Source organism: Ruegeria atlantica (genome assembly GCF_013032005.1).
GTDB classification, from domain to species: Bacteria; Pseudomonadota; Alphaproteobacteria; order Rhodobacterales; family Rhodobacteraceae; genus Ruegeria; species Ruegeria atlantica_A.
This window is the reverse complement of the sequence record NZ_WQBE01000002.1, coordinates 320,246-336,730: the sequence shown is the minus strand read 5'-3', so window position 1 is coordinate 336,730 and position 16,485 is coordinate 320,246. Positions and strand designations below refer to the sequence as shown.

The following is a 16,485-nucleotide window of genomic DNA, read 5'->3' as shown; positions in this document are numbered from 1 at the left end:
CCCTCCCGCGGGAGGATCAGTTGTTGATCAAACCGGCTTCTTTGGCTGCGGTGATGTAATCCGCCTCGATATCGGCCAGTGTGGTTTGCGCGTCCTTGGCGCCGGTCATGAAATCAGCCAGACCGTTGCCCAATGCAGTGTGCATGATGCCCATCGGGCCCGAAGCCGGGTATGCCTTGGCCCCGGCTTGGGCGGATGCAGCCGCACCGGCGGCCAGTTCACCTGCCTTGTAGGCCGGGTTCAGCCAGACGGCAGCGTCATTGTTGGCACTGACCATTTCCTCATCCATGCCTTCAAGCATGACACGGAAGGCGGCGTCGGCCTCTTCATCGCTCATGTTCGAGGCCAGAACGAAACCGTCCCACCAGATCGTGGTGGCCGGTGCAGCCGAGCCCATCGGAGCCGCCGACATGGTAACCTTGCCCACCACCTGGCTTTCGGCTTCGTCGTTCATTGCAGCGGCGCGGCTGGCCCACAGGTTTGCCATGGCAATCTTGCCCTGCTGGAACTGCTGCTGAACGTAAGTTGAATCCGAGACCAGATATTCCGGATCCATATAATCGGTCATGGCCTTCAGGGTTTCCAACGCCTTAACGCCCTGCTCGTTATTGATCGCAGGCATGTTGCCGTCGCCAAAGAAAGATCCGCCTTCACCCATATACATGTTGATGAATTCCTGGCCGAGGTTCCAACCGGTCTTGAAGGTGCCGCCGATCGGGTATTCCATAACACCCGCATCTTTGATCTTGGCGGCGGCGGCCAGAACGTCATCATAGGTTGCGGGCTCGGCAATACCCAGGTCGGCCAGAACGTCGTTGCGGTACATCATGTGCTGTGCGTTCACCATCATGGCAATCGCCATGGTCTTGCCATCCACCTTGATCAGCTGGTTTGGCAGCAGGTTCTGTCCGTATTTCTCGACCAGATCATCCAGCGGCCGGATCGTGCCTGCATTCAGCAACGGGATCAGTGTCGTGTTCGACACCCCACCGATCTGATAGAGCGACGGGCTGGCTGCAAAAGCCTCGGGCTGTTTCTCGCGGAATTCCTGGTCCAGCGAGGCATTGAAATTGCCGCATTCGGCCATCGCATCGGTGACGGCTTTCCAGGCCTCGAAACCAGCCGAGAGCGATTTGAGCGGTACGTCATTTTCAAACGAACAGGCAGCCCATGTGCCACTTGCCGCGATGGACATGGCACCTGCCATGAGGATCGTCTTGAGTTTCATGCGTTTCTCCCTGTCAGGATCGGTCCGTCGTCGACGTCCGGACCGGTGTTATGCCCGTATGGGCTGTTCGTGGGGTTGTTCCCCGATCCGCGCACCGCTTCCAGCTTCGAAGAGGTGACAGATTTCTTTGGGCACCGAGAACGAGACGGAATCTCCAATCTCGGCGCGGAAGGCTTTGTCGGCTTTGACCGATACCAGCGCACCGCCGACCCGGACCGAGATCATGGTCGCGTCGCCCAGCAGTTCCAGCGTGTAGATCGGTGCGGTGATTTCGCCCTGCCCTTCGGCAAGGCCAGCATCTTCAGCGCGGAAGCCCAATGTCATCGGACCGTCCGGTGCGTCGACCGGAATCGCTACATGTTCGGCGCGGAACACACCGCCCGAAACCTCGCCATCCATCAGGTTCATCGCCGGTGAGCCGATAAAGCTGGCCACAAAAGTATTGGCGGGCCGGTCGTAAATATCGGTCGGGCTGCCGACCTGCTGCACCACGCCTTGTTTCATCACAACAACTCGGTCGGCCAACGTCATCGCTTCGATCTGGTCGTGGGTCACGTAGATGGTTGTCACCGCCAGCTCGTGGCTGAGGTTCTTAATCTGAGCTCGGGTCGAAACACGCAGCTTGGCATCCAGGTTCGACAACGGCTCGTCCATCAGGAACACGTTCGGTTCCCGTACGATGGCGCGGGCCAGCGCCACACGTTGCCGCTGACCGCCTGACAATTCGGCGGGTTTGCGGTGCAAGAAATCGTCCAGTTCCACCATCGCGCTGGCCCGACGCACCTTGTCGTCATGGGTCGACGGGTCGATGCCGCGCACTTTCAAAGGAAAGCGGATGTTTTCGTAGACGTTCATGTTGGGATAGAGCGCGTAGCTCTGGAACACCATCGCCACATCGCGGTCCTTGGGTTCCAGATCGTTGACCACCTTGCCATCAACCAGAATTTCGCCCTCGGTGACGTCCTCAAGACCGGCGATCATGCGCATCGTGGTGGTCTTGCCACAGCCCGAGGGGCCCAGCAGAACCAGAAATTCGCGATCCGCGATGGTCAGGTCGAAATTGTGGACCCCAATGAATGACCCCCAGCGCTTGCCGACGTTGCGCAATTGAATTTCCGCCATGGTGCCCCCTGAAAGGATTCGTTTGCATACGTTTGCAAAACAGTAATTCGCATATATCAAATCAGGCAAGACTTTTTTGCATACGTATGCAAAAATACGCGAAACCACCGAGTCGAATTCGCGGAAAAGACCCCGCAAAACACTGATAAAGAACGGAAAGCGCCGTGAGTTTTCAAACTGAAAAAAAGCTGATCCTGTCCTTCCATGACGCGCTTAGCCGCGCTAATGGGGATGAGTTGGCCACCGTCACAAAGCAATATAGCGCACCGAATCTGGTGTGGCGCGGATTTCACCCGTTCGACGAAATCGCAGGCCCTGACGCGGTGGCGCGCAGGTTCTGGCAGCCGCTGAAACACAGTCTGACCCATCTACAACGCCGACAGGATATCTTTTTCGCGGGCCGAAATTCTTTGACCGAAGGGGGCGTCTGGGTGGTGTCGATGGGGCACCTCATGGGTCTGTTCGACGCGCCATGGCTGGGCATCCGCCCCACTGGCAAGATGGCCCTTCTGCGGTATTGCGAATTTCACAATGTTGTGGATGGCAAGATTTCCGAGACGGCAATGTATTTCGACATTCCGCACCTGATGGTTCAGGCCGGTCAGAACCCCTTTCCGCCACAGACCGCAGCGCATCTGGTGCAGCCCGGACCAATGACACATGACGGCATTCTGACCGAAGATCAGCCCGCCGACGAAGGTCACAAGACGCTGGAGGTCATCAACGCCATGATCTCGGACCTTGGGCAGTGGGACAGCGGCTTGTCCCTGACGGATGAGCTGGCGCAAACTTGGCACGAGGACATGATCTGGTGGGGGCCCGAAGGGATCGGTGCCACCTACACAATCGCGCGTTACGCGCAGCAGCATTCCGGCCCGTTTCGCGCGGCCTTCACCGAACGCTCAAAGACCCAACATATCTGCCGCATGGCCGAGGGGCACTATGGCGGCTTTTTCGGCTGGCCCAATTTCACCGCCGTGCCCACGGGCGGTTTCATGGGGATGCCCGCCACCGGAAAGGCGGCTGAGTTTCGGGTGATCGACATCTATCGCCGTGCGGGTGACAAGCTGGCCGAGAACTGGATCTTCATTGATCTATTGCATTTCTGGAAACAACAAGGCGTCGATATATTGGCCCGCACAACCGGGATTGAAACACCATGAGGATTGATGCGCATCACCATCTGTGGGACCTGACCGCGGTGCATTATCCGTGGTTGATGGAAAAGGGCGCGGTGCGATTCTTCGGTGACCCCAGCCCCATTCAGCGGAACTATCTGCTGCCCGAGTTCCAAGCTGACGCTCAAGGATTTTCCGCCTCGGTCCATATCCAGGTAGGTGCGGACGATCCCTGGGCCGAGGCGCAATGGGTCCAGTCTGTTGCCGATCAAAATCCCGACTGGCCACTGGTCCAGGTTGCCTTTTGTGATCTGACTGCACAGGACGTAACCACGCAACTGGACCGTTTGCAAACCCTGCCCTCTGTGCGTGGGGTGCGTCAGATCATCGGCCGCGCACCGGGCGAGGATCAACTGTCCGGCACAAACGACCTGCTGGACAATCCAAGGTTTCTGGACGGGTTGAAACAACTGAGTGACCGCGGACTGTCATTTGACCTGCAATTGCTGCCAGAATTGATGGAGCAGACCGCCGCCGTTCTGGCGCAGGCCCCTGCGACGCGGGTGGCGCTATGCCATGCAGGGTCACCCCATGACCGGTCGGAACAAGGGTTGCAACAGTGGGTGCAAGCACTGCATCACCTCTCGGCGCTGCCGCAGGTGACATGCAAACTGTCCGGTCTTGGCATGTTCGATCACAACTGGAGCGCCGACCGCGTGCGGCCCATCGTGGACACATGCCTGACCCAATTCGGGCCCCATCGGTGCATGTTCGGGTCGAATTTCCCGGTCGACAGCCTGTCTTCCACCTATGCGGTTTTGGTTGAAAGGTACGGCGCGCTGGTTCCCGAACAAGACCACGATCTTGTCTTCGGAGGCACAGCGCGCCAGTTCTATCGCATCTAAGCAATCAGGGTCAGAACCTGCTGCATATGGGTTCCAACGACGCCTCAGCTCGGCATCCGAAACGACAATTCAGGCGAATTACCAAACCGAAAGACCCTGGGACGGCGCCGCCAACACGTGATCGGCGACGCCTGATTCATCAATCGCTGATCGCGCCTTCTTCATCGCGGCGCTGGTGCATCTTGGCTTTGACCCGTGCGCCCACGATCAGGGGCAGAACAAAGCCGATGATGGCAATGGTCCACAGCGCGATGGACAGCGGGCTGTCGATCAGGGTCCACCAGTTGCCGTTGTCGATGGTCACCGCACGACGCAGGTTGTTTTCCATCGAGTTGCCCAAAAGCGTGCCCAAGATAACCGGCACCAGCGGTACGTCCAGCTTGCGCAGAACCCACCCCATGACACCGAACCCGATCATCACCAGCAGATCAAAGCTGGAGCCCGAAATGCCATAGATACCCACAAAACTGACCATCGCCACGACGGGCATCAGGATGCGCGACGGCACCATCAGAACCCGCGTGAACAGGCCCACCATCGGGATATTCATCGCCAGCAGCATAAAGTTCGCGATGAACAGCGCCGCGATCAAACCCCAGACCACATCCGGGTTCTGCGTGAACAGCAGCGGCCCCGGCGTGATGTTCAGCGCCAGCAGGACCGCCAACAGCACGGCCGTGGTTCCCGAACCCGGTACGCCCAGCGCCAGCATTGGTACCAGAGCACCCCCGGCAGCGGCGTTGTTCCCGGCCTCGGGCGCCGCCACACCGCGCGGATCACCGGTGCCAAAGGTGTTTTCCTTGTCGACCAGCCGCTTTTCCATCGAATAGGAAATGAACGAGCCCAAGGAAGCGCCTGCGCCCGGTAAAACCCCGGCTATAAAGCCCAGGAAAGAGGTGCGCAGCATGGTTGGTGTGCATTTCCTGACCATCGACATCGGCGGGTAAAGCCGGCCGATATTCAGCTTGCGCCCTTCGGCATCCGATCCGCCGTGGCGGTGTTCAAGAAAGATGAACACTTCGGACAAGGCGAACAAGCCGACGATGGCGACTAGAAAATCCAACCCGTCATACAGATGCACCTCGCCAAAGGTGAACCGGGGCACGCCGGTTTGTGTGTCGACACCAATGGTTGCCAGCCCAAGTCCCAATGCGGCGGCAAATGCCGATTTCGCCTGATTGGTCGACGACACGCCGCCCAACGTCATAAAGGCCAGCGCGAACAGGGCGAAATATTCCGCCGGTCCAAACAACAGCGCGATCTTCACCAGCTGCGGTGCCAGAAAGATCAGGCCCCAAGTGGCCAGAAAAGCCCCAACAAACGACGCGATGCCGGACAGCGACAATGCCTCACCTGCGAACCCTTTTTTGGCCATCGGATGCCCGTCCAGACAGGTCATCATCGCGGGCTCATCCCCGGGGATATTCAAAAGAATGGATGAAATCCGTCCCCCATACATTGCACCGTAATAGACGCTGGTCAGCAGGATCAGCGAGGGTGTCGCCCCCAGACCTAGCGTGAACGCCAGCGGGATCAGAATGGCCACACCATTGGACGGGCCCAGACCGGGCAACGCACCCATGATTGTACCCAGAAAACAGCCCAGCAGGGCCAGCATCAGGTTCTGCCATGTCAGCGCGATGGCGAAACCGTCCCCAAGGGATGCTAATGTTTCCATGCCCCTCTCCTCAGAAGCCCAGCGGGCCGCGGGCCAGTGACAGACCCAGAACCAGATGGAAAATTACGTAAATACCTATGGATGTGCCGACGCCAACCAACACGCTTTCCAGCGGCCCGGACCCCAGACGCCAGGCCAGATAGGTGGCGGCAAAGGCGGTGGCGATGACAAATCCCACAACGGGCAGCAATTCGGCGTAAAGGATCATCATGACCACGGCCGCGCCGATCTCAACCAGACGGCCCAACGCGGGCCATTCGGGTTCGGCATCAGGGCGCAGGGCGATGACGATGCTCGACAGGCCCAGAATGGCAGCAATGATCAGCGGGAAGGCCTTGGGTCCGACGGCGTCAGACAGAAAGCTTTCCTCGATCGCCAGTGCGGAAAAGGCAAATCCGATGGCAAGTAGCAGTCCGACGACCCCGAAGATACGGTCACTCATCGGTGTCTCCTATAGTTCGGGTAAATGATTTGGATCCGGGCACAGCCAGGCGCCCGGATCACAGTGAGTGGTGTTATTTGATGATCCCGATCTCTTTCGAGATGGTCTGGATCTGACCCACGGATTCAGCCACGAAGTTCTGGAAATCTGCGCCTTGCAGGTCCAGCGGTGCCAGACCGTTGGCGGCCATCACCTCTTTCCATTCATCCGAAGCGTAGAGATCACCGATCTTGCCGACCCAGTCGCCATAGGCGTCATCGGTCATGCCACCGGGGGCATAGAAGCCACGCCAGTTGGCGCCGATCGCGTCAATGCCCTGTTCCTTGGCGGTCGGGAAATCGGCGAATTCGCCGGGCAGACGTTCGGGTGCCAGCACCGCGATCACCTTGATGTCGCCCGAGTCTACGAAACCCTTGGCCTCGGAGATATCGCCGGTAAAGGCCTGAACCGACCCGGCCAGCAGCTGGGTCACGGCCTCACCACCGCCGTCAAAGGCGATGTATTTGACCGAGCGCACATCGTCGATGCCATATGCATTGGCCGCGATCAGAACCTTCAGGTGATCCCAACCACCCACGGCCGAGCCACCCGCAACCGACACGGCGGTTGGGTCGGCTTTGATCTGGTCCAGCAATTCAGGCAGCGTGTTGACCGGGCTATCTGCCGCAACGGCAATCACGCCGTAATCCGCGCCGATGGCCGCCAGCCACCGCACCTGATCCATGGTATTGCCGGGGTAAGCCCCCTGCGCCAGACGGGTGGCAGTGGCCGCACTGGCCGCCACGATCAGCTCATTATCCTCGCCGCGCTTGTTCACCACCTCGGCAAAAGCAACGCCGCCGCCGCCACCGGCAAGGTTCACCACTTGCATGGTCTGGTCGATCAGGCCCAGATCCTGCAGCGATTTACCCACCTGACGACAGGTGAAATCCCATCCGCCACCGGGGTTGGCCGGGGCGATACATTCCTGCGCGCTAGCCGCTACGCCGGACAGGGCAAAGACAGCAGCCGCAATCGCGCCACTGGTTCCAAACAGTTTCATTCGTGTCTCCTCCTCTGGTCTTTTTGGACTGCGCGTGCAGCCGAAACCGATCCCCGCAGGACACAAGGCCCGTCCTTGCAGGTTGAATCTGTATACCGAATAATGCTGTCACGAACCTGTCAGGGTTCAGGCGTTCGCCTTGGGGAGGGGTCATGCGCGTATTGATGATCGAAGATGCCGAAGATCTGGCCGAAGGTGTGATAGCCCATCTGGCCCGGTCCGGTGTGGTATGTGATCTGGCCACAACCGTCGAAGCCGCCGGTGATTTTCGTGCAGTCCAAACCTATGACGCCATGTTGCTGGATATCAATCTACCCGATGGGTCCGGGTTGAATTTCCTAAGCAAGATCCGCGCGGTAGGTGACCGTATCCCTGTGCTGATGCTGACCGCGCTGACCTCGGTCGAAGATCGGATCGCCGCGCTGGACAAGGGGGCCGACGACTATCTGGGCAAGCCCTTCGACCAGCGTGAGCTTGAGGCCCGGTTGCGCGCTCTGGTTCGTCGCGACGCCGACCGAAAATCCGAGCAGATCACGCTGGGCCCGCTGATCTATGCCCCCAAGGACCGCAGCGCCGCGCTAGAGGGCAAACGCCTGAACCTGACCGCGCGCGAGGCCGCTGTGCTGGACGCACTGATCCGGCATGAGGGGCAATTCCTGTCGAAAACCCGGCTGTACGATTCGCTTTACGGGTTCGAGGATGCCGATGTCGGCGAAAACGCGATTGAGCTGTATATCGCCCGCCTGCGCAAAAAGTTCACCGGCAGTACGGTCAGCATCACCACCCGGCGTGGTGTCGGATACCGGATCGGTCTGGATGGCTAAGCTGCACCTGCCCCACAGCCTGACTGCCCGTGTTCTCAGCGCGGTGATGCTGATTTTGATACTAGGCGGCTGCCTTGTCGCTTTGTCGATCTGGGCCAATGGCAGATTGGCGGCGCGGCAGGCTTATGACCGGCTTTTGCTTGGCGCCGCCAGCGACATCGCCGAGTCCGTGCGGATTCAGGACGGCGTACCCGTCGTAGACCTGCCGGTTTCCGCCTTTCAACTGCTGGCGCAGGCCCCTGAAGATCGGATTTTCTATGCGGTTCAAGTACCAGATGGCCCTTTTATCACCGGGTTGGATCGCGACACGGTGATCGACATACCGCAACAGCCTGGTGCTGCTCCGATCTATTTCGCCGCCGATCTGAACGGAGAACCTGCGCGCTTTGTCCGCCTGGCCCGCCTGTTTGCCGAACGCGAGTTTTCGGGCGAGGTGGAAATACTGGTCGGGCAGACCTTGCGCGCGCGTCAGATGATGACCGTTGGCCTGATGCGCGACGCCTTGCTGCCGATGGCGGTGGCGGGCGTTCTGTTGCTGGCGATGTCATGGATTGTCACCCGATCCGCCCTGCGCCCGCTTGAGGCCCTGTCCGAGGATCTGACCCGCCGCGATCCTCACGATCTGACCCCTATGGCCAGCGACGGCCTGCCGCGCGAACTGCAGGTGATGCTGAACGCGATGAACCGCTTTATGGGACGGCTGGACCGGCAGGTGGACACCATGCGCAACCTGATTGCCGACACGGCGCATCAGCTACGCACGCCGGTGGCGGCGATCCGGGTTCAGGCGGAAATTGCGCAGGATGATCCCGACCCCCCCGCCCGCAAACGGGCATTAGACCGGCTACTGGGCCGCACGCGATCGCTGGGCACTTTGCTGGACCAACTGCTGTCCCGTGCCATGGTGATCCACCGCATCGACAGTGCCCCGCGCCTTCCCGTTGATCTGCGCGAGGTGGCATTGGACGTGCTGGAACAAAGCGATCATGAGCTTGTCGCCCCCGGGGTCGAAGTGCGGCTGGAGATCGGAGAAAATCCCGTTCTGGTAAATGCCGATGCCTTTTCTCTGGCCGAAGCTGCCAAAAACCTGTTGGGCAATGCGCTGCGGCACGGGCAACCCCCGGTCAGCATCGGGGCTGCGCAAGAAAGTGGCCGTGCCGTATTGTGGGTGCGCGATCATGGGCCTGGCCCGGCCACCCCTGTCGCCGAACAAATCGGTGATCGGTTCAATCGCACCACCGGCTCGGGCGAGGACAGCAGCGGGCTGGGACTGTCCATCGTGAAATCGACAGCCGAGGCTTTTGACGGCAAGGTTGAAATGACCCGCGACGACATTGGCTTTCGCGTCGCACTCAGCTTTCCTGCCACGACCTCAAGGGGGGTGGAATGATCCGCGCTTTGATGACCTGCCTTCTGTTTGCCCTGCCCGGCCTTGCATGCGCGCAGGAGGCCACGGCCAGCTTCGGTGACGGAGACGACCCGATGCTGATCCGTTCGACCACTGATATCGCCATCATCGCCCCGGTTCTTGAGCGGTTTGCCGACCAGAACCCCGACCTGCGGATCACGTATGAGCAATGGGGGTCAAACGCGCTGTTCCAGCACAGCCGGACGGTTTGCAAGAATGGTGAGAACCCGGCTGATGTGGTCTTTTCCTCGGCCATTCAGCAAATGGTCTGGCTGGTCAACGCCGCCTGCGGGCATCGTTACAGATCACCCCGAACCGAAGCCCTGCCCGCGGCCCGGCGTTGGAGGGATGAGCTGTGGGGGATCACCACGGAACCCGCGGTTATTGCTTATAACAAATCTCTGCTGTCAGATCAGGATGTTCCGCGCAACCGGTTTGCCCTGTTGGACGCCATGCGCACCCAGCCCGACCTGTTACGCGGGCGGGTGGCCACCTATGATATCGCCGCATCCGGGCTGGGGTACCTGTTTGCTTATGGCGACAGTCTTGAGGCCACGACATTCGGGTCCCTGATCGAAGGGTTTGCCCGCATCGACGCCGTGGCCACCTGTTGTTCCGCCGAAATCATCCGCGATGTGGCCGAGGGGCGGTTCTTGATCGCCTATAACGTTCTGGGCTCTTACGTAGCCAATGCCGATGCCCCCGGTGTGGGGGTGATCCTGCCCGAGGATTACACGCTAGTCCTATCGCGCGCTTTCATGATCCCGGCACAGGCGGAAAACAAGGATGCGGCCACCGGGTTTCTGGATTTCCTGCTGTCGCCTGAGGCACAAACCCTGCTGGCGGCCTCGGGCCTTGTCGCCCCGATGGACGCGGCTGAGACTGGCCTGAACCCTAGCGCCCGCCGATTTATTGCCCTGTCCCCAGCGCTGCTGGTGGCGCGCGATCAGAACCGTCGGGCCGAGCTGTTTAAACTCTGGAACGATGCATTCAACGTAGAAACTGCGCGTTAAGGCGTCAGGCCTGTTTTTCCACCACGGGTTCGACATCGGGCCGCACCGGTTCAACGTCAGGGCGGACAGGTTCGGCCTCCATCTCGATGATCTCGGGGGCCTCGGCCTCTTCGACCACGTCCTCTTCCGGCTCGGCTTCGGGCTCGGGTTCCGGCTCGACTTTGTCCTCCAGCGCGCCGACGATCAGCGGCAGCATATGCACACCAGTGGCCGTGGCGATCTCGGGCGTTTGCGGGGTCTGCCAGCTGAGGGTGTCAAAGCTGCCGCAGTTCTGGCACACCGGTCCCCATTCGGGCTGAATGTCGTGGCAATTATCACAGACCCATTGCGGCCCGCGGGGCGCGTTTAGCGCCTTGGCCAGCCAGCCTTGCACAACAGCGTCCGAGGACCCTTCGCCTCGTTCTATCGCTGCCATCAGGGTATAGGCCCGCGCATCGGCCTGTTTTTCCACCACATCGCCCAGCGCGCGGCGGGCTTCAGGGAAGTCCTCGGCGACGATGTTCAACTCAGCCAGGATCAGGCGGGTCTCCAGATCCTCGGGGTGGATACGGGTCAGGGCGACAAAGCGGGTAATCCGCGCCGCAGGGCTTTCATCCGGTGCAATCTCGGCAAAAGCATGGGCCAGATCGGGATGCGGCTGCACCTCCCAAGCCTTTTTCAGGATCTTGGTCGCAGCACGCGGCTTGCCTTTTTCAATGTAGGCACGCGCGGCCATCGCGGCGGCAGGCACCAGATCGGGCGACAGGCGGTTGGCCTCGATCGCGTGTTCCTGTTGTTCGACCGTGGCGCTGTCATCCAGAATGTCCTTGGCTTCGGACAGGGCCAGAACCGCGTCACGGCGCTTGAACACGTCGCGCGGTAGTTGGCCCGCCTTCAACTTGGCCGTCAGAGTTGATCGCGCACCAGCCCAGTCCTGCGATTTGGTCTGCAGACCCAACAGAATGTCTTGCGTCTCGGCATGGCGCGGTTTGATCGCCAACGCCTTTTCAGCAAGCTTTCGGGCTGTGTCATCATCACCCTCGGCCAGTTTCTGCTTCATGATGCCGCGCACACCGACAAAGCGGGTGGCGTTATTGGTGACTAGTTTCTTGTAGGTCTCTGATGCCTTTTTCGTATCGCCATTCATCTCGGCAGCCTGTGCCACCAGTAGATTGGTCAGTTCCGGCTTGTTCAGCAGTTTCTCGGCCTTGGCGGCCTTGTTCATCGCCACGCGCCCCTCACCCGAGGCCAACGCCATCAGGCCATCCGCCAGCGCCTGATAACCGCGCTTTTCGCGGCTGCGGTCGAAATAGCGCGACAGGGCAGTTTCGTCGCCGTTGAGGAAATGCAGTGTCGCGATCAGCAGGGTCAGCAGCTTGAAGATCACCCAGATGGCCACCACAAGCACGCCCAGCGCAATCACCGATTGCAATGGCCCCAATGTAAATTCGGTGCCCGCAACGGTGATCTGCACGCCACCACTGGTTTCCATCAGGAACATGGCGCCCATGGCCAGCAGACCGATAATCGCTACAAAAACAAGGATCTTTAACAATGACCACAGCATGGCAGGTCCTTCAGTTCGAGTTTACGCTGGATTGCAGCGCATTTGCGGCGTCCACGGCAGCCACACGTGTCTGGGCCGCCTGTTCCCAATCGGCCAATGCGGCCTGTGCCGTGTCGGGCAGAGATTTAAGCTCGCTCAGCGCGGTGGCGATATCCCCTTCGGACAGGGCTGCCTGTGCCCGTGACAGGACCGCGTCCGGGCCGTCACCCTCTTGCGGCGTCACCGATCGCGCGCCGGTCTGCCGTTGCAGAAAGGCGACCAGCCCGGTTGTCTTGTCGGCATCACGTGCATCGGCCAGCGCAGTACGGGCTGCGGGCACAAAGGACTCGCGCAAGGCAGCAAGAGTTGCAACGCCTTCCGAGGACGGTGTTGACAGGGCCTCTGGCACGTTCACGCCACCTGCCGTCAATTGGTCTACCAGGTCGTTATAAGGCTGGCCCGCCTCCAACTGCCCATGCACCTGAGACAGAACCGCGGCATTGGTCGCGGCCTGTGCCTTGACTGCGGCCTGCGCCTCAAGCGCTTGTGCATCCGAGACCATTTTCTCGACCTCAGCCCGCTGCGCGGTCAACGAGTCCTGCAGTTTCTTCAGTTCGGCCTCAAAGGCGGCCGACACCTCGGGCGAGGCGCCTTGCGTCAGGGCGCCGCTTTCCAGATCGTTCAGACGGCTGGCCAAGGGGTCAACCTTGCCAGCCAGCCCATCCAGGCTGGTTTTCAACGCCGCCAGATCCGAACTGAGCGGCATGACCTGATCAGTCAGGGCCGCGATCTTGCTGTCTACGTCCGAACTGCCGGACTGGGATTCGGATAGGGATTTCGTCAGCGCTTCAATCTGGCTGGCCTGGTCGCTCAACTTCGATTCAAGGGCTGTCAGCGCGTCAGACTGGCCCGAATTGAACATGCCCGCGCTGCCAGCGGCAAAGCCAATCGCCGCGGCGATTGCACCTCCGATCAGGGCCGGGACAAAGCCGCCTCGCTTTTCTTCTTTGTGCGCCGCAGGCTCAGCGTGGGTCGGTTCCACGGCCATTTCGGCTTCGGCTTCGGCTTCGGCTTCGGCTTCGGCTTCGGCTTCGGCTTCGGCTTCGGCTTCGGCTTCGGCTTCGGCTTCGGAAAAGCCCTCTTCTACCGGCTCGGCCGCGTCAACAGTAGCTTGTTCCTCAGCAATTGTGGATTCGACCGCTTCGTCCGACTTGGGGTCTTCCACTGGCTTTTGATCGGTTTTCTTCTTACGAGCCACCGCAACATTCCCCTTATCGAATCCAAAATCATATGAATAACAGGCCACTCTAAGTTAATCGGTGGTATCGCTACCCTCAACCCGCATCGCATGTTTCACAAGTTTTTTAACCGCTTTTCGCATTTTCTTGGGGGTTGGCGCTTTGGCGACCCTTAGATGCGCATAGTCCAAAAAATAAAGGGGTTCCGCAGTCGCTTCGCTGATTGCGGCCAGCCACAGGGGCGCTGAACCAGCCCAGATATCGGCAAATTGTCGCGCCGTCCGGGGCGAAAATAACGGTGCGATGACCGGCTCTTTGCCATCGGTGGCGGCTGCGGCCTCGGGTGTCAGCGGTAACAGGCGCTGCTGATAGACGGCATGTTCGCGCACGGTCAGTCCCGACTCGGTCAGGCGGGTGGCGACATTGCCCCGGCTGTGTTCTCCACGCAAATGCAAAAGCGGGCTGTCGGGCCGATGTTTCAGCAGATAGGCCACCAGTTCTTCGGCCGCTGCGCCAACCATCTGCGCGTTCCAACCAGCACTTTGGGCCGTGCTGGTGGTGGCAGGGCCGACGCAAAAGGCGGGCATGTTCCGAGACAAGCCCAAGGATACGGCAGCATTCACCCCATTGGCCGAGGTGAAAATCAGTCCCCGCACACCACTGGTGTCGACATTGATCGGCAAGGGGTTGATTTCGAGTAGCGGGGAATAGATGACCTTGACCCGGGATCTGGTGCGGGCCGGCAGCTGCGCGACAAACCGTTCTGAGGCGGCGCGCGGGCGGGTCATCAACAAATACAACGGTCGGCGCCTTCCGCCTTGGGATTGTTTGCATCCGCGCAGGGTGATACCCCGCTTGGCAGTCATGGTGTAACGGATCAGGCCAATGGTGCAAACACTTACCATCCTCGGGTTGGAAAGCAGCTGTGATGACACGGCCGCCGCCGTCGTGCGCCAAACCGATGGCGCAGAGGCCGAGGTTCTGTCTTCTATCGTGCATGGCCAGACCGAGTTGCACAGCGCTTTTGGCGGCGTAGTGCCCGAAATTGCCGCCCGCGCGCATGCCGAAAAACTGGATGTCTGCGTGGTGCAGGCGTTACAGTCCGCAGGGCTGACCCTGGCCGATATGGACGCCATCGCGGTCACCGCCGGGCCGGGTCTGATCGGCGGCGTCATGTCGGGCGTCATGTGTGCCAAGGGGCTGAGTGCAGCATCTGGCCTGCCATTGGTCGGGGTGAACCATCTGGCCGGGCATGCCCTGACACCGCGTCTGACGGATGGGATCGCTTTTCCTTATCTGATGCTGCTGGTCTCGGGGGGGCATTGTCAGTACCTGATTGCCCACGGACCGGAAAAATTCACCCGTCTGGGCGGCACCATCGACGATGCCCCCGGCGAAGCGTTCGACAAAACCGCCCGCCTGCTGGGCTTGCCGCAACCCGGCGGCCCCTCGGTCGAGGTCGAAGCCCGGTCGGGCGATCCCAAGCGATTCCGCTTTCCACGCCCACTGTTGGACCGATCAGGATGTGATCTGTCGTTCTCGGGACTCAAGACCGCGCTGATGCGGATGCGAGACCAGATCGTTGCCGAAAAGGGTGGGTTGACCCGACAGGACCGCGCAGATCTGTGCGCTGGGTTTCAGCAGGCCATTGTCGACACATTGGCCGAAAAAACTCGCCGGGCGATGGATCTGTATTTGGAGGAAAACCCTGCAGAGCCGGTGATCGCGGTTGCAGGTGGCGTAGCAGCAAATTCGGCCATTCGTGCCGCATTAGAGACTGTTTGCACAGAAAAAGGAGCGCGATTCACGGCCCCGCCGCTGAACCTATGCACCGACAACGCCGCCATGATTGCCTATGCCGGGATGGAGCGGTTTCGTACCGGTGCCCGGGATGGATTGGACCTGACCGCCCGGCCCCGCTGGCCGTTGGATCAGACCAGTCCCGCCATGCTGGGCAGCGGCAAGAAAGGAGCCAAGGCATGAGCGTCGCTGTCCTTGGATCTGGGGCATTTGGCACCGCTTTGGCGATTTCGCTGGCCGGGAATGGGCCGGTGACGCTGTGGTCGCGCAACACCGAGCAAGCCAACCAAATGCAAGACTGCCGCGAGAACGCAGCGCGCCTGCCGAATGTGGCTCTGCCGGACGAAGTGTTGGTGACAGCCGACATGCAGGACGCCGTGACCGCTGATGTCTTGCTGCTGGCGGTGCCTATGCAGAAATTGCGTGCAGCTCTGACGGAGCATGCCCCGGTTTTGGCCGGTAAGACGCTGGTTGCCTGCTGTAAGGGGATCGAACTGTCCTCAGGACTTGGTCCAATCTCGGTGATCCGCCAGACCATCCCGGATGCGCGCCCGGCCCTGCTGACCGGGCCCAGCTTTGCCGACGACATCGCGCGCGGGCTGCCCACGGCGCTGACGCTGGCCTGCGCGGATGGTGATCTGAGCGAAACGCTGCAGACCGAACTGACCACTGCGAACCTGCGCCTTTATCGCACCACCGACGTGATCGGCGCGGAACTGGGTGGAGCATTGAAAAACGTCATGGCCATCGGCTGCGGCGCTGCCATTGGGGCCGGGCTGGGCGACAGTGCCCGCGCTGCCCTGATGACCCGTGGCTTTGCCGAGATGCAGCGGTTCGCTTTGATGCGCGGTGCGCGTCCCGATACCTTGATGGGCCTGTCTGGATTGGGCGATCTGGTGCTGACCTGCTCATCCGAATTGTCCCGAAATTATCGTTTTGGCCTGTGTTTGGGTCAAAATCGCCCTTTCGACAGCCAAACAACGGTCGAAGGGGTCGCAACCGCGCGCGCCATGGCGGACATTGCCACGGCTGAGGGGCTGGACATGCCCATCAGCGCCACGGTGGCCGACCTGAGCCACGGCACCTATAGTGTGCCCCAAGCCATTCGAACCCTGCTTAACCGACCCCTCAAGGAGGAATAA

General features: G+C 60.5%; 15 protein-coding genes. 7 read left to right on the top strand and 8 right to left on the bottom strand.

The genetic code is table 11. The features are described from left to right. Nucleotides 1-16 precede the first annotated feature (16 nt). Nucleotides 17-1,228, bottom strand: a complete 1,212-nt coding sequence (locus GOX21_RS07520; RefSeq protein ID WP_170349504.1) for an ABC transporter substrate-binding protein — start codon at nt 1,226-1,228, stop codon at nt 17-19. Between the two features lie 48 nt (nt 1,229-1,276). Then, on the bottom strand, nt 1,277-2,350 hold the full coding sequence (locus GOX21_RS07515) for an ABC transporter ATP-binding protein (RefSeq protein ID WP_170376623.1): 1,074 nt from the start codon (nt 2,348-2,350) through the stop codon (nt 1,277-1,279). 164 nt (nt 2,351-2,514) lie between these two features. On the opposite strand from GOX21_RS07515, the gene GOX21_RS07510 reads away from it, so the two are divergent. Then, on the top strand, nt 2,515-3,513 hold the full coding sequence (locus tag GOX21_RS07510) for an ester cyclase (protein WP_170376621.1): 999 nt from the start codon (nt 2,515-2,517) through the stop codon (nt 3,511-3,513). After that, nucleotides 3,510-4,373, top strand: a complete 864-nt coding sequence (locus GOX21_RS07505) for an amidohydrolase family protein (RefSeq protein WP_170376619.1) — start codon at nt 3,510-3,512, stop codon at nt 4,371-4,373. Before GOX21_RS07510 ends, GOX21_RS07505 begins: the two co-directional genes overlap by 4 nt. A gap of 139 nt (nt 4,374-4,512) precedes the next feature. On the opposite strand, the gene GOX21_RS07500 is transcribed toward GOX21_RS07505, so the two are convergent. The 3 genes from GOX21_RS07500 to GOX21_RS07490 all read right to left on the bottom strand — a co-directional run bounded on the left by GOX21_RS07500 (nt 4,513) and on the right by GOX21_RS07490 (nt 7,535). Continuing rightward, nucleotides 4,513-6,051: a tripartite tricarboxylate transporter permease gene (locus GOX21_RS07500; RefSeq protein WP_170349508.1), complete on the bottom strand. Its 1,539-nt coding sequence runs from the start codon at nt 6,049-6,051 to the stop codon at nt 4,513-4,515. Nucleotides 6,052-6,061: 10 nt separating this feature from the next. Further along, a complete protein-coding gene (locus GOX21_RS07495) occupies nt 6,062-6,493 on the bottom strand; it encodes a tripartite tricarboxylate transporter TctB family protein (RefSeq protein ID WP_170376618.1) in 432 nt (143 codons plus the stop codon). Between the two features lie 73 nt (nt 6,494-6,566). Continuing rightward, the gene (locus GOX21_RS07490; RefSeq protein ID WP_170349510.1) at nt 6,567-7,535 is read right to left on the bottom strand and encodes a Bug family tripartite tricarboxylate transporter substrate binding protein; all 969 of its coding nucleotides are present in this window, start codon (nt 7,533-7,535) and stop codon (nt 6,567-6,569) included. Nucleotides 7,536-7,687: 152 nt separating this feature from the next. Between GOX21_RS07490 and GOX21_RS07485 the strand changes: the two genes are divergently transcribed. The 3 genes from GOX21_RS07485 to GOX21_RS07475 are packed head-to-tail and all read left to right on the top strand — an operon-like array spanning nt 7,688 to nt 10,780. Beyond that, complete coding sequence (locus GOX21_RS07485; protein WP_170376616.1) at nt 7,688-8,359, top strand: response regulator transcription factor; 672 nt, start codon at nt 7,688-7,690, stop codon at nt 8,357-8,359. Then, the gene (locus tag GOX21_RS07480) at nt 8,352-9,749 is read left to right on the top strand and encodes a sensor histidine kinase (protein WP_170376614.1); all 1,398 of its coding nucleotides are present in this window, start codon (nt 8,352-8,354) and stop codon (nt 9,747-9,749) included. The genes GOX21_RS07485 and GOX21_RS07480 overlap by 8 nt, the downstream gene beginning before the upstream one ends. Then, nucleotides 9,746-10,780 (top strand): ABC transporter substrate-binding protein, encoded by a 1,035-nt coding sequence (locus GOX21_RS07475; RefSeq protein WP_170376611.1) that lies wholly within the window; start codon nt 9,746-9,748, stop codon nt 10,778-10,780. Before GOX21_RS07480 ends, GOX21_RS07475 begins: the two co-directional genes overlap by 4 nt. Nucleotides 10,781-10,784: 4 nt before the next feature. Here GOX21_RS07475 and GOX21_RS07470 read toward each other — a convergent pair whose 3' ends face one another. From GOX21_RS07470 to GOX21_RS07460, 3 genes are read right to left on the bottom strand one after another with little or no spacing between them, the layout of a single operon-like run. Then, nucleotides 10,785-12,326 carry a heme biosynthesis protein HemY gene (locus tag GOX21_RS07470; protein WP_170376608.1) on the bottom strand — a complete coding sequence of 514 codons (1,542 nt, stop codon included), beginning with the start codon at nt 12,324-12,326 and terminating at the stop codon, nt 10,785-10,787. 10 nt (nt 12,327-12,336) lie between these two features. Then, nucleotides 12,337-13,563, bottom strand: coding sequence for a COG4223 family protein (locus GOX21_RS07465; protein WP_170376605.1), 1,227 nt, complete (start codon nt 13,561-13,563; stop codon nt 12,337-12,339). A gap of 54 nt (nt 13,564-13,617) precedes the next feature. Then, nucleotides 13,618-14,331 carry a uroporphyrinogen-III synthase gene (locus GOX21_RS07460; RefSeq protein ID WP_170376602.1) on the bottom strand — a complete coding sequence of 238 codons (714 nt, stop codon included), beginning with the start codon at nt 14,329-14,331 and terminating at the stop codon, nt 13,618-13,620. A gap of 97 nt (nt 14,332-14,428) precedes the next feature. Here GOX21_RS07460 and tsaD point away from each other — a divergent pair, with 97 nt between their 5' ends. Together tsaD and GOX21_RS07450 are read left to right on the top strand one after the other, a co-directional pair. Next, on the top strand, nt 14,429-15,526 hold the full coding sequence (gene tsaD / locus GOX21_RS07455) for a tRNA (adenosine(37)-N6)-threonylcarbamoyltransferase complex transferase subunit TsaD (RefSeq protein WP_170361111.1): 1,098 nt from the start codon (nt 14,429-14,431) through the stop codon (nt 15,524-15,526). Next, nucleotides 15,523-16,485 carry an NAD(P)H-dependent glycerol-3-phosphate dehydrogenase gene (locus GOX21_RS07450; RefSeq protein ID WP_170376600.1) on the top strand — a complete coding sequence of 321 codons (963 nt, stop codon included), beginning with the start codon at nt 15,523-15,525 and terminating at the stop codon, nt 16,483-16,485. The genes tsaD and GOX21_RS07450 overlap by 4 nt, the downstream gene beginning before the upstream one ends.

Bases quoted from the DNA above. Each gene is read 5' to 3' on its own strand.
- GOX21_RS07520 (WP_170349504.1), bottom strand. From the start codon at position 1,228: ATGAAACTCAAGACGATCCTCATGGCAGGTGCCATGTCCATCGCGGCA.
- GOX21_RS07515 (WP_170376623.1), bottom strand. From the start codon at position 2,350: ATGGCGGAAATTCAATTGCGCAACGTCGGCAAGCGCTGGGGGTCATTC.
- GOX21_RS07505 (WP_170376619.1), top strand. From the start codon at position 3,510: ATGAGGATTGATGCGCATCACCATCTGTGGGACCTGACCGCGGTGCAT.
- GOX21_RS07500 (WP_170349508.1), bottom strand. From the start codon at position 6,051: ATGGAAACATTAGCATCCCTTGGGGACGGTTTCGCCATCGCGCTGACA.
- GOX21_RS07495 (WP_170376618.1), bottom strand. From the start codon at position 6,493: ATGAGTGACCGTATCTTCGGGGTCGTCGGACTGCTACTTGCCATCGGA.
- GOX21_RS07490 (WP_170349510.1), bottom strand. From the start codon at position 7,535: ATGAAACTGTTTGGAACCAGTGGCGCGATTGCGGCTGCTGTCTTTGCC.
- GOX21_RS07485 (WP_170376616.1), top strand. From the start codon at position 7,688: ATGCGCGTATTGATGATCGAAGATGCCGAAGATCTGGCCGAAGGTGTG.
- GOX21_RS07480 (WP_170376614.1), top strand. From the start codon at position 8,352: ATGGCTAAGCTGCACCTGCCCCACAGCCTGACTGCCCGTGTTCTCAGC.
- GOX21_RS07475 (WP_170376611.1), top strand. From the start codon at position 9,746: ATGATCCGCGCTTTGATGACCTGCCTTCTGTTTGCCCTGCCCGGCCTT.
- GOX21_RS07470 (WP_170376608.1), bottom strand. From the start codon at position 12,326: ATGCTGTGGTCATTGTTAAAGATCCTTGTTTTTGTAGCGATTATCGGT.
- GOX21_RS07460 (WP_170376602.1), bottom strand. From the start codon at position 14,331: ATGACCCGCCCGCGCGCCGCCTCAGAACGGTTTGTCGCGCAGCTGCCG.
- tsaD (WP_170361111.1), top strand. From the start codon at position 14,429: ATGGTGCAAACACTTACCATCCTCGGGTTGGAAAGCAGCTGTGATGAC.
- GOX21_RS07450 (WP_170376600.1), top strand. From the start codon at position 15,523: ATGAGCGTCGCTGTCCTTGGATCTGGGGCATTTGGCACCGCTTTGGCG.